Here is a 12651-nt window from a genome sequence, read left to right as displayed (position 1 = left end):
TAGTGATTGATTTAGGCTACAGTAAGCCTTTTGCCAGTGGTGGAAACCGCTTTTGCTACCGCCACCCAGAGAAACCTCTGCTCTGCATAAAGGTTATGCGCCCAGGGCGCACCGCAGAATTGCTCGGACGAGCACCATGGTACAAAAAGTGGCGCGGTGAAGATGATTTTGATGATAATTTGCGTGAACAAGAAGGCTATTCGCAAAAAGCTATCCAGCAAAATAAAGAAGGCCTCTGGCAACATTTACCTCGCTGGTACGGGATACAACAAACCAGTCTGGGCCCCGGTGCAGTAACAGACCTTATCCTGGAGAGCGAGGGCAACCCAGCCCCTACCTTGCGCCAATATCTGAATAAGCATGGCCTAAACAGTGAAATAAGATCTGCCCTTGAGCGCTTTGCAGCATGGCTCTTGGAGTATGGTGTACTGACCAAGAACCTGATTGCACACAATCTAGTTGTACGCAGGGAAAATGAAAAATTAGAAATTTATATTATTGATGGCTTGGGTTGTGCATCTTTTTTGCCCTTGCCTCAAATTTCTGACTTCTTCGCCAAACGCTACATTCAGCGGCGAATCCGGCGCATGTGGCTTCGAGTTGAGTGGGAGATTTCAGATAAGAAAACTCCCTGGAGGAAGTTTGAGTCTCAAGGCCTCAAACACTAGCGAAATGGCAAGTCGCAGCGGCGGAGTAAAGCCTGGGCACATAGGAGATATTGATCCAAAGGCTCTCGTCGCTTTTGTTTTGCCACCTCAGCTACTTGGTCACTAATAATTCCCTGGTCTACCAACCTTTGCACCGCAGCCCTGACTTTATTGGATCGTGCTCGACTTGGCACACGTATAACACCCACCTGGGCACTGCTCTGTAAAGATTCAAACAGCATAGAGATACTGTCTTCACTAACCCAAATTTGCTCAGCCGCCGCCATCTCTTCTTGTAACCACATGGGGGAGCAGGTACGCCAATCCACCATCTGGACATTGTCTACCAATAGTGAAGTAATCGTGCTCTCAGGAGTTCTGCGGCTATTGGACAACTGCCATTTAAGAGGTTGTTGAAGTAACTGATCCACTTGGTGATGAATAGCACTGTCATCCCATGAATAGTGACTACTTGGTCCCCCCAGTAATATTAGCCCCCGCCCAGATTTTTTAGACCCTTGTGGCAAAGGGCCTGTCAGTGCACCCTGACTGAGAATCACATTATCTAAAGGAGGCGGGCGGTCGTGCTCTGGCACTATCGAAAAGTCAAACCAGCGAAATGGCAACTGTGGGAGGTTAATAGCTACTGCACGCCCCCCAAAACGGTGACGTGCAGCTAACATAGGCAAACGACTTCGGCGGCCAGTTCCAATCAGAAAATCCGGCTTAGGGAGCTTGGGAATCTCACCGGCAGTTCCGAAAAGGATATTAGAGGCCGTAATGGAAGTGGAGATATCAAAGCTCCTAACCTGGCCCACGAAACTACTTCGCAACCCAGTGATCAATGCCGCACTTTGCTTTTCGTGTGCGCGGTTACCATCTAGAAAGCACCATATTGTCAGTTGCAAAAGAAATCCTTGATATGCAAACAGAGGCCAATTATTAAACAAGTCATCAACTTACTGGCACCAATTGCTAAAATCTTGTAGATGCTTTTACAGGGGCCGCCACTGTTGAACCCTCACCTCTTCCAGTATAACCTTCCAGCCGGTTGTGCGGATGCTTAGAACCCTGCACATCTAAAACTTATCAATGCACTAAATATATTACCTATTTCGAAGATTGTATCCATCTTAAGCTCCCCAGAGTATTGCTATAGCATTTACCGTTGGCAACCCATGGGCAGCTTCAGCAAGCCTTGTTTGCCTAAAGCAGAAACATTATCAACTACACACTTAGTTATGTCAGAAACTGGAAGTAACTCCAATCCACTCCCTCCAGCACGTTACCGAAGGCAAGATTCCAGGTGGGTCTCTATACCGCTCCGCATAGTTTACTTGGGGCTATTCCTTCTGCTTTGCGGTTTTTACCTGACTCCCAAGGTCTCGGGCGTACAAACAAGCTTCTATTTAACTTTACTGCCAGCGACACTTTTTCTGCTGCCTTGGAGAAAAGACTATTCGTTCATATTTTCATGGCAATTTGTTGCTTTTTGCAGCCTTCCTTTGATATTGGCACTATCCACTTTTTGGGCCGATGGTGCGAATGCTGATGTCGTGCGAGAGGCAACATACTACTGGAAGCTGGTACTCTATTTAGCGGCTTTTTACTGTGCGATATATCTATTATTAGAACAATATGGAGATAAAATTTTACGAAACCTATTACTTGCAATAATTTTAGTGGGATTAGTTTCCGGGATCGCCTCATTAATTGCATATGGTATTGATGGTGGGTTTCAGAAATTTTACCGTATAGGTGGAATATCTTTAGAAGGGAATATTGATAAAACCGGCATGCTATTTGGCTTCCACGCGTTGTTCTGCTGCTATGGAATCAGGCACTCCTCTCTATTTTGGCGCTGGCTATCTTGGACTGGATTAGTGATTTCCTGCACCTATATTTTTCTTTCACAGACCAAAATTCCGATAATAATGGCAGGGGTTGCTATTCTACTCTCAGCAACTCTAACTCCTTCGCGTATATTCAAAATACTTGTGGCACTGGTACTTTTTACTGCTATACCCTTTGCCTACTTTATTATGTTTGGTGACTTGCCGCTATTCCATCGAAGCGTCGCCTATTCAGCTCGCCTGGAACTATGGGGCAAAACTTTCGAAGAATTTATGCTTTCCCCTATCGTTGGCTCAGGGCTGGTTCACAAGCAATTTATCACGCTAAATCATGTACTGCCTCATCCACATAACTACCTCTTGGATGTGGCTCGCTTTACAGGCCTACTCGGCATCGCAGCTTGTGCCTGGCAGGGGCTAGGCGTGCTTTACACTGTCGCAACCAAGAAAAACCTACTTAGTTGGGTTCCAGGCTTATATGTTGCCTGGTTCCTGTTCGGTACTTTAGCGATGCTAATTTACGCCCAACAACCTTTGGTCAAACCTAACTACATCTGGTTCTTCTATTGGGCTCCTCTCGCAATCCTTTTGGCCCGCAGTTATCTTGAGCAAGGTAAACTCAGGCCCTCGGGCTCTGCTTACCAGCAGATCTACCAGAAACAAACTCCTCCAAATATTGAGTCAAACTGATGAATGTCACCGTTTTCGGCACCGGTTACGTAGGTCTGGTGCAAGCTGCTGTACTGGCTGAGGCCGGCAATAAAGTAGTCTGTATTGATATTGATAATGACAAAGTCGAGCGTCTGAAACAGGGGCATATCCCTATTTTCGAGCCAGGCCTTGAGCCGATGGTGAAAAGTGGGATCAACACCGGCAATTTGTCATTCTCGACCAATGCCGCTTATGGTGTTGAACATGGAGAGCTTATTTTTATTGCGGTCGGCACGCCACCAGATGAGGATGGCTCCGCCGATCTTAGACACGTCCTAACCGTTGCAAAGACTATTGCGCAACATATGGACAGCAAAAAATTTATTATCACAAAGTCAACGGTGCCCGTAGGTACTGCCGACAAAGTCCGCGCGACAGTCGAACAGCAGCTAACTGGCCGCAATAGACCCGATTTAACATTTGATATTATTTCAAATCCGGAGTTTCTCAAGGAAGGATCTGCTGTCTCAGATTGCATGCGCCCTGATCGCATCATAATAGGCACCTCTGAGGCCGAATCGGAGCAAAAGCTCCGCCATCTATACGCGCCATTTAATCGCAATCACGAGAAGATTCTCGTTATGGATGTTAAAAGCGCAGAGCTGACCAAGTATGCGGCTAACTGTATGCTCGCTACCAAAATCAGCTTTATGAATGAGATGGCAAATATTGCCGATAAAGTTGGTGCTGATATCGAGGCCGTGCGCAAAGGTATCGGCTCTGACCCACGGGTTGGCTATCACTTTATTTATGCTGGCATCGGTTATGGCGGCTCCTGTTTCCCAAAAGATGTCAAAGCCCTGATTTCTTCTGCACAGCAATTAGGCTTGTCGGCGGACATCCTCTCTGCAGTCGAATCACGCAACGAACAGCAGAAACACTATCTAGCCGAGAAAATTGTGGGACATTTTAAGGGGAACCTGAAAGGGAAAACCTTTGCGCTCTGGGGCCTTTCTTTTAAACCCAACACCGACGACATGCGAGAGGCACCGAGCCGTATCCTACTAGAACGCTTGTGGGAGCAGGGTGCACGGGTTCAGGCTTTCGATCCTGAAGCCATAGAAGAGTGTCGCCGTATCTATGGAAATCGAGCAGACCTAAAACTCTGTGCATCAAAAAATGAGGCACTGCAAAACGCCAATGCCCTGATTATCGCTACAGAGTGGCAACAGTTCAAAAGCATCGATACAGATGAACTGAAAGCAACTTTGGTTTCTCCAGTCATTTTCGATGGCCGCAATCAGTATGAGCCAAGCGAAATGCAGGAAGATGGATTTGATTACTATTGTGTGGGAAGGCCTGATACCAATGCAGCCCCATAATAAATAATATAATTACAAGTTTGATGAGTAATAAAAAACCCGGTTTTCACCGGGTTTTTTATTATCTCTGACCAGCATCTTAAGCAATTCGAATATTTACTTCAGGTGCATCAGTGACATCGCTCAACCACCCCCGATGAGCGGCGCTACGTCCCTGAACCACATCGAAATAGAGACTCTGTAAGCGGCCGGTGATCGGCCCGCGCCGACCACTGCCAATTGAACGCCCATCTAGAGAGCTGATCGGCAGTACTTCAGCCGCAGTGCCCGTAAAGAAGGCTTCATCGGCAATATATACTTCGTCCCGGGTAATCCGCTTCTCCACCACCCTGTATCCGCATTCCCTGGCGAGTTCAATTACAGTATCGCGGGTAATTCCATCCAGGCAGGAGGTAAGCTCCGGCGTATAGATGATACCTTCGCTAACGATGAAAAAGTTCTCTCCACTCCCCTCCGCCACATAGCCTTCTGGGTCTAATAGGAGCGCCTCATCACAACCGTTGCGCACAGCCTCCTGTAGAGCCAGCATAGAGTTGATGTAATTGCCATTGGCCTTGGCTTTACACATGCTGATATTGACATGATGGCGGGTATAGGAGGAGGTATTCACCTTGATACCTTGTTCCAAGGCCTCCGGGCTCATATAACTGGGCCATTCCCACGAAGCTACGATGACATGGGTTTTGAGACCCTCAGCACGTAACCCCATTCCCTCGGATCCGAAAAACACCATGGGCCTCAGATAGGCCTGATGCAGGTTATTCTCCCTCACTACCAAACGCTGAGCTTCATTCAGTTCATCAACATCGAATGGCATTGGGATATTCATAATTTTTGCAGAGCGAAATAGTCGGCGGGTATGGTCCAGCAAGCGAAAAATACTGGCGCCTCGGTCAGTTTCATAAGCCCGTACCCCCTCGAACACTCCCATCCCGTAGTGCAGGGTATGGGTCAGTACATGAACGCGTGCATCGCGCCAGGGGACCAGCTCACCGTCAAACCAGATAACGCCGTCGCGGTCGGCAAAAGACATGGGAAACTCCTACAAATCCTGAAAAACAGTTTAATCGGGCAGCAGGAGGTAGCCGGCCTTTAACCGAGCAATTGCTGCCAGTTTGTTTGAACGGTCTTTCTTTCCGCTGTGAATCGGTCATCGCTCACAATCCCTGGCAGTTGTTGTAGTGCCAGGCGATGACCCTCAGATCGGTAGGCTTTGTAGGCGTCGATCAGATGTCCAGCTTGTTTGGCTGGCATCAGGCCCGCGTCAATCAGACTTTCGAGAATGCGAATATTATCGGTATAACGCACTATCGAGGGCGCAGTTTGCGCCCAGGCCAGAGCAGCATATTGAACCAAAAACTCAATATCGACAATACCGCCCGCTCCGTGTTTCAGGTCGAACTTTTGATCATTGCTCTTATCGAGATGGGAGCGCATTTTATTTCGCATTGCGATCACTTCCTCGCGCAATTTCTGCTCATTTCTGTGCTCGCAAAGCAATCTCAAACGAAGCTCCTGGAAATCCTCACACAGGCGGCTGCTACCCGTCACCGGCCGGGCGCGCACAATTGCCTGGTGCTCCCAGGTCCAGGCACTCTCACGCTGGTACTTGTCAAATGCCGCCATAGAAGTGACCAGTAGCCCTGAATTACCAGAGGGCCTCAGGCGAGTGTCCACCTCATAGAGTGGTCCGCTCAATGTGCGCGTTTGCAGAATATGGATCAGGCGCTGCGCCAGACGGGTATAAAAACGCTGGTTATCAATGCTGGTATCCCCGCTAGTATTGAGCTGGGGGTCTGCATCATGCACAAACACAATATCCAGATCAGATCCATGGGCCAACTCGAGACCGCCAAGTTTACCGTAGGCGATAATGGCAAAACGCATATCCTCTACGGTAGCGCCTGCAGGCAAGCCGTATTTGTCCACCATCTGCGCCCAGGCCAGATGCAAAGATTGCTGTAGAATTGCCTCAGCAAGCCAAGTGAGGGAGTCGCTCACTCTCATCAGCGGCAGAGCCCCACTTACCTCCTGGGCAGCAATACGCAGGCTTTGACTCTGCTTGAAGTAACGCAACGCTTCCATCTGTTGCTCCAAATCAGCAGGATCAACGCGCAATAGTTCTCGACGCAGCTCATCTGCAATATCCTCCGCTGTAGCCGGCGCTAACAGGCGACGTGAATCCAGTAATTCATCCAGAAGTATCGGGTGGCGTGCGAGCTGCTCTGCAATTCGCGGGCTGGCACTACAAAGCCGCACTAGCTGGCTCAGTACCGGTGGGTTTTCATTGATCAAAACCAGGTAGGCGCTGCGGCGCAGTACTAAGCGCACTAGGGGCAGTACTCTAGCAAGCACCAGCAGCGGCTGCTCCTGTAAACTGGCTGCCGCCAATAGCAGAGGCATAAACTGGTCCAGGCGCTCCCGGGATGAAGCAGGCAATGCGATCACCATTGGTGAGTTGGATAGCTCCCGCAACAGATTCAGGGCCTCCCCAGCAGGGACAAAGCCAGCATCCGCCAAGCTCTGCAGGTTGATCTCCTCACTTCCCGGCTCATTACAGCTGCCCCAAAGCCCCTGCCATTCCTCCGCTACACGCGGCTCAGCGATCTCCTCCGGAGGCGCGATTACAGTATCGAATTCACTTTCGACTACATTGCGCACCGATGCCAACTCCCCGAAGAGTTGTCCCCAGTCATCCCGCCCCAGGGCATAAGCAAGCCGCTGACGTTCCTTATCATCTTGGGGTAATGCTTGAGTTTGCTGGTCTCGATAAGCTTGTAGCGCGTGCTCAACCCGGCGCAGTAACAGATAACAGTTTGCCAATTCAGAGGCTACACCGGGCTCTACATGCCCATCACTTTCCAATAGTGGTAGGAGCTTCAACAGGTTGCGTTCACGCAGTGCCGGTTGGCGGCCACCGCGAATTAACTGGAACGCCTGGGCGATAAATTCGACTTCGCGAATACCACCTCGACCGAGCTTGATATTGTCTGTTAGACCTTTTGCACGCACCTGGCGTTGAATCAATGCCTTCATCTCCCGCAGCGCATCGATCGCACTGAAATCGATATAGCGACGATAAGTAAACGGGCGCAGCAGCTCCATCAAATCTGCCGCAACTTCCTTATTACCGGCCACAGGTCGCGCCTTGACCATGGCATAGCGCTCCCATTCGCGTCCCTGGGTCTGGTAGTAGTCCTCCAGTGCAGCAAAATGGCTCACAAGCGGGCCACTGTCTCCATAGGGGCGCAAACGCATATCCACACGAAACACAAAGCCTTCGGCATTAATAGCATCCAATGATTTGATTAGTCGCTGTCCCAAACGCTGAAAAAACTTCTGGTTTTCCACGCACTGTTCGCCATCTGTGTGGCCGGGTTCCGGATAGGCAAAGATCAGGTCTATATCTGAGGATAGATTCAGCTCTCGCGCACCCAGCTTGCCCATACCGAGCACTACCATAGATTGCGCACGCCCTTCTCTATCCCGCGGCTCGCCATAGCGCTTTACCAGCTGGGAATGGTGCCATCGCAGCGCCGTATCAATACAAAGCTCCGCCAACTCACTCAGGCGCAGGCAAGTCCGTGGAATATCCCACTGGTCGGCAAAATCGCGGAATATCACCTCCGCGGTAGCGCGATTGCGCAGAAACCTCAGTGCGCTGTCGAGGCTTTCATCACTATTGAAGTCTGGCAGTGCAAGCCCAAGATCCTCGGCTTTTAACAGCTCAACCAAGAACTGAGGTTGCCGGCAGCAATAACGGTGAAAAAACTCAGAACCGATAAAGCTTCTTGCCAATCCCGGCTCTAGGGCCCGCTCTTCTGTAAGCCTCTCCACCTCATCACTAAAAGCAGTGCCCGCCTGTTCGCACCAATCACTCCACAATGAATCCAGCTGGTGTTTGAGTGGCTCGGGGCAATTGGCGTGGTCGAACATGGGGTATCAATCCTTAGAGCAGCTATGAGGCTGGTGTGCCTGCTCATTTTTTCCTAGGTCGAATTCAATTTTGAAGCGAGCAGCTTAGGACAGCTAGCTTCTTAATGCCTCCACCTATTCTTCACCAGCTAGGCAATCCAGCTCCAAACTTTAAAACGCAATGTCTGGCGGCGGAGCTACACGCAACACTTCCGCAACGGTAGTCAGGCCGGCTGCCACTTTTTTGGCACCTGAGAGACGCAAGCTACTCATACCCTCTCGCATTGCCTGACGACGCAGCTGCTGCAGATCGCAATCAGGGGTAACCTGTGCCTGGACAGGCTCACTGAACGGCAGTATTTCGTAAATGCCTTGACGTCCCAAATAACCGGTATTACGACACTCCAGGCAACCTATCGGTGCATATACCTTTTCCGGGAGCGGAGCCTTCCATGGGCGCACCAGGGAATGCCAATCGGCCTCTGCTATCTTATCCGCACGCTTGCATGACGGGCACAGGGTGCGAACCAGTCGCTGCGCCATTACCCCGAGGATGGTCGATTTAAGTAAGTAGTGAGGTAACCCCAGGTCAAGCAATCGAGTGACCGCCGTAGGGGCATCGTTGGTATGTAAGGTGGAGATCACCAAGTGCCCGGTAAGCGCCGCCTGTACCGCCATCTGCGCTGTCTCAAGATCGCGGATCTCCCCCACCATAATGATATCCGGGTCCTGGCGCATCAGGGTCCGAATACCTGCGGCAAAATCGAAACCGATAGAGTGGTGCACCTGGGTTTGGTTGAAGCTCTCTTCAACCATTTCAATCGGATCTTCCACCGTGGAGACATTCACCGCGCTGGTAGCCAACTGTTTGAGGCCTGTATACAGAGTGGTGGTCTTTCCCGACCCCGTAGGCCCTGTTACCAGTACAATGCCGTTGGGACGCGACAACATTTTTTGCCAGCGGGACAAATCTTCACCACCCAAGCCCAGGTCACTGTAGGAGCGCGCCAGCACTTCGGGGTCGAAAATTCGCATCACCAGTTTTTCACCAAAGGCTGTAGGCAACGTAGAGAGGCGCAGCTCCACTTCACTGCCATCGGGTCGCTTGGTCTTGATACGTCCATCCTGGGGCTTTCGCTTCTCAGCCACGTTCATTCGCCCGAGAATTTTCAGGCGGCTGGTCACAGCAGCATTCACCTGATCTGGCAGCTCGTGAATAGGGTGCAGCACACCATCGATACGGAAACGGATTCGCCCCACTTCCCGCCTTGGCTCGATATGGATATCACTGGCGCGCTGGTCGAAGGCATGCTGCAGCAGCCAGTCGACAATATTGACGATATGTTGATCGTTGGCCTCGGGATCCTTGAGGTTGCCGAGCTCCAGCAACTGCTCAAAATTGTTCGCAGTAGATGTACCTTGCAGGCCGCTGGCCCCAGAAATGGAGTTGGCAAGGGAGTAGAACTCCACGCAATAGCGCTTAATATCTGCGGGGTCCGCCACCACTCTCCGTACCATACGGCCACTGGTGTGCTCCAACTGCTCTTCCCAGCCCCTAGCGAAAGGCTGTGCAGTTGCAACCAAGAGTTCTTCTGCTCCCGCTTCAACACATAAGATCTGATGGCGCTTGGCAAACTGGAAGCTCATCACCTCGGTCACCGCACTCACATTCACTTTAAGCGAGTCAATATGATAGAGGGCATGAGAGGAAATATCTGCTAACCAGGCACTGAGAACTTCGCTGTTCAATAGGGCTCCGGGGGCTTTCCGGTTGGCGAGGTCGCAGCTTGCGATGTAGCTGAGAGGGTGCATTTGTGCCTGCTCAGCAGTACGCGGAGTACCTACAATCCGGTTAGCATCCTGCCTGCTCACATAGCCCTGGCCGACAAGGTCATCCAGCAGCCCATGTAAGTCCAGCAGCCTGTCCGCGGCTTTGCTCTCTGCCATTGGTAAACCCCCTTTATTCTCATATGGCGACGCCGCATTGTAGCCCCATCCTCAGGGTACAACAGTGCATCGTTAACGCACTATTACCGAAGTTGCTCCGATTGGGGTACCATGCCGCCGTTTCGCACCCTGAGCAATGGAGCTAACCATGGCCCTGTCGAATATTGCCAATCTGTTTGGCCGCTCTCCAATCAAGCCGATTGAGAAGCATATGGCTACGGCCCACGAGGCTTCAGCCGATCTGATTCCGTTTTTTGACGCACTGATCAAAGGTGATCTGGAAGAGGCGGAAAAAATTCAACTGCGCATCTCTGCCACAGAAAACCGCGCAGATGACATCAAAAGAGATCTGCGCCTGCACCTGCCGGACAGCCTGTTTATGCCGGTCTCCAGATCCGATCTGCTGGAGCTGTTGCACGCGCAAGATGAGGTTGCCAACACCGCGCAGGATATCGCCGGGCTGGCAGTGGGCAGGAAAATGCAAATCCCACAAAGCCTGCAGCCGCTCATGGCCACTTTTGTTGAAAGTGCTGTGGCGACCTCATCCCAGGCACTGCGCGCCATTAACGAACTGGATGAGCTGCTGGAAAGTGGTTTCGCCGGCCGTGAGGTCACCATCGCAAAGCGCATGACTGAAGAGCTGGACGAGCTGGAGCGCAAGTCAGACAAGCTGGAAATTGAAATTCGCGCTGCGCTTTTCGCCATAGAAAAAGACTTACCGCCGGTGGATGTAATGTTTCTCTACCGCGTTATTGAATGGATCGGCGAACTAGCCGACCGCGCCCACAGCGTGGGCAACCGATTGCAGTTGTTGTTGGCACGTTAGGGGGTTCAGCGTGGAAATTATTAGTCAATACGGCCATATTCTGTTGATTTTGGCCTGTGTCGCGGGCTTCTTTATGGCCTGGGGCGTTGGTGCAAATGATGTCGCCAACGCCATGGGTACATCTGTGGGCTCGCGCGCACTGACTATCAAGCAGGCGATCATTATCGCCATGATTTTCGAGTTTGCCGGTGCTTACCTAGCTGGCGGAGAGGTAACTGCCACCATTCGCAAGGGTATTATTGACTCGGAAATCTTTGCCTCGCAGCCAGAGTTGCTGGTTTACGGCATGCTATCTGCCCTTCTCGCCGCCGGCACCTGGTTGCTAGTGGCGAGCATCCTCGGCTGGCCAGTATCGACTACCCACTCAATCGTTGGTGCAATTGTCGGCTTTTCTGCAGTTGGCATCTCTGCCGACGCTGTGGCCTGGGGTAAAGTTGGCAGTATTGTAGCCAGCTGGGTGGTTTCTCCTCTGCTAGCTGGCACTATCTCCTTCCTGTTATTCCGCAGCGTTCAGCGGCTGATTCTCGATACCGAAGATCCATTCAATAACGCTAAGCGTTATATTCCCTTCTACATGTTCGCTGTAGGCTGGATGATCGCGATGGTGACCCTGACCAAGGGCCTGAAACATGTCTTGAAAGATGCCAATATCCAGCTGACATTCGTGCAGGATGCAGGCATCGCAGCCATTGCCGGTCTTATTGTGGCGGGTATCGGTATTGCCATGCTCAAGCGCGTGAAGCGCGACCCCTCCGCAGAATCCGAGAATCGCTTTGCCAATGTGGAGCGAGTCTTCGCGATTCTGATGATCTTTACTGCCTGTGCCATGGCTTTTGCCCACGGCTCTAACGACGTGGCCAATGCAGTAGGCCCACTCGCAGCGGTTGTAAACACTATCCAGAGCGGTGCGGTAACCGCCAAAGCCACTATGCCCTCCTGGATTCTGCTCCTTGGTGGCCTGGGAATTGTTGTGGGTCTTGCCACTTACGGCTTTAAGGTAATGGCCACTATTGGCAAGAAAATTACCGAGCTGACTCCGAGCCGCGGTTTTGCCGCCGAGCTGGGGGCTGCCGCCACCGTCGTTCTGGCCTCGGGAACTGGACTGCCAATTTCCACCACCCATACCCTGGTTGGCGCAGTTCTCGGTGTTGGCCTGGCACGTGGTATTGGCGCCCTGAATCTGCGTATGATCACGACCATTGCAGCTTCTTGGGTAGTAACTTTGCCCGCAGGTGCCGGTATTGCAATCCTGTTCTTCTACTTGTTTAAAGGTATATTTGGCTGATAAGCCAGTCTTAGGCTTTAAGAAAAGTCGATTAGAGGGAGGCCCCAAAAGCCTCCCTTTTTTATTGCCTCTAATTCGCCATCTACCTGTTTGAGCTACGCTGTTGCAACGCAGGGCGAGATAGCCTGCCCTTTTATCAGCCGGG

The 12651-nt window shown here is 51.3% G+C and carries 9 protein-coding genes; 5 read left to right on the top strand and 4 right to left on the bottom strand.

The window, feature by feature from the left end; genetic code table 11:
* Window positions 1-2 precede the first annotated feature (2 nt).
* Window positions 3-668: a YrbL family protein gene (locus P3339_RS02065; RefSeq protein ID WP_282952269.1), complete on the top strand. Its 666-nt coding sequence runs from the start codon at window positions 3-5 to the stop codon at window positions 666-668.
* Here P3339_RS02065 and P3339_RS02060 read toward each other — a convergent pair.
* Window positions 665-1555, bottom strand: a complete 891-nt coding sequence (locus tag P3339_RS02060; protein WP_282952268.1) for an ELM1/GtrOC1 family putative glycosyltransferase — start codon at window positions 1553-1555, stop codon at window positions 665-667. The genes P3339_RS02065 and P3339_RS02060 overlap by 4 nt on opposite strands.
* Before the next feature lie 270 nt (window positions 1556-1825).
* Here P3339_RS02060 and P3339_RS02055 point away from each other — a divergent pair, with 270 nt between their 5' ends.
* Both P3339_RS02055 and P3339_RS02050 read left to right on the top strand, forming a co-directional pair.
* Complete coding sequence (locus P3339_RS02055) at window positions 1826-3190, top strand: O-antigen ligase family protein (protein WP_282952267.1); 1365 nt, start codon at window positions 1826-1828, stop codon at window positions 3188-3190.
* Window positions 3190-4533 carry a UDP-glucose dehydrogenase family protein gene (locus tag P3339_RS02050; protein WP_020414292.1) on the top strand — a complete coding sequence of 448 codons (1344 nt, stop codon included), beginning with the start codon at window positions 3190-3192 and terminating at the stop codon, window positions 4531-4533. The genes P3339_RS02055 and P3339_RS02050 overlap by 1 nt, the downstream gene beginning before the upstream one ends.
* Window positions 4534-4612: 79 nt before the next feature.
* On the opposite strand, the gene P3339_RS02045 is transcribed toward P3339_RS02050, so the two are convergent.
* The 3 genes from P3339_RS02045 to tfpB form a co-directional block, all read right to left on the bottom strand.
* Window positions 4613-5566: a branched-chain amino acid transaminase gene (locus P3339_RS02045; protein WP_020414291.1), complete on the bottom strand. Its 954-nt coding sequence runs from the start codon at window positions 5564-5566 to the stop codon at window positions 4613-4615.
* 59 nt (window positions 5567-5625) lie between these two features.
* Window positions 5626-8469, bottom strand: coding sequence for a bifunctional [glutamate--ammonia ligase]-adenylyl-L-tyrosine phosphorylase/[glutamate--ammonia-ligase] adenylyltransferase (glnE, locus tag P3339_RS02040; protein WP_282952266.1), 2844 nt, complete (start codon window positions 8467-8469; stop codon window positions 5626-5628).
* 150 nt (window positions 8470-8619) lie between these two features.
* Window positions 8620-10395, bottom strand: coding sequence for a type IV pilus assembly ATPase TfpB (tfpB, locus tag P3339_RS02035; RefSeq protein WP_282952265.1), 1776 nt, complete (start codon window positions 10393-10395; stop codon window positions 8620-8622).
* 148 nt (window positions 10396-10543) lie between these two features.
* Here tfpB and P3339_RS02030 point away from each other — a divergent pair, with 148 nt between their 5' ends.
* Both P3339_RS02030 and P3339_RS02025 read left to right on the top strand, forming a co-directional pair.
* The gene (locus tag P3339_RS02030; RefSeq protein ID WP_020414288.1) at window positions 10544-11221 is read left to right on the top strand and encodes a TIGR00153 family protein; all 678 of its coding nucleotides are present in this window, start codon (window positions 10544-10546) and stop codon (window positions 11219-11221) included.
* 10 nt (window positions 11222-11231) lie between these two features.
* Window positions 11232-12506, top strand: coding sequence for an inorganic phosphate transporter (locus tag P3339_RS02025; RefSeq protein WP_020414287.1), 1275 nt, complete (start codon window positions 11232-11234; stop codon window positions 12504-12506).
* Window positions 12507-12651: the final 145 nt, after the last annotated feature.

Source organism: Microbulbifer sp. MLAF003 (genome assembly GCF_030012965.1).
GTDB lineage: Bacteria > Pseudomonadota > Gammaproteobacteria > Pseudomonadales > Cellvibrionaceae > Microbulbifer > Microbulbifer variabilis.
The sequence above is the reverse complement of the archived record's forward strand: the minus strand, read 5'-3'. Positions and strand labels throughout refer to the sequence as shown.

Bases quoted from the DNA above. Each gene is read 5' to 3' on its own strand.
- P3339_RS02045 (WP_020414291.1), bottom strand. From the start codon at position 5,566: ATGTCTTTTGCCGACCGCGACGGCGTTATCTGGTTTGACGGTGAGCTG.
- tfpB (WP_282952265.1), bottom strand. From the start codon at position 10,395: ATGGCAGAGAGCAAAGCCGCGGACAGGCTGCTGGACTTACATGGGCTG.
- P3339_RS02055 (WP_282952267.1), top strand. From the start codon at position 1,826: ATGGGCAGCTTCAGCAAGCCTTGTTTGCCTAAAGCAGAAACATTATCA.
- glnE (WP_282952266.1), bottom strand. From the start codon at position 8,469: ATGTTCGACCACGCCAATTGCCCCGAGCCACTCAAACACCAGCTGGAT.
- P3339_RS02030 (WP_020414288.1), top strand. From the start codon at position 10,544: ATGGCCCTGTCGAATATTGCCAATCTGTTTGGCCGCTCTCCAATCAAG.
- P3339_RS02050 (WP_020414292.1), top strand. From the start codon at position 3,190: ATGAATGTCACCGTTTTCGGCACCGGTTACGTAGGTCTGGTGCAAGCT.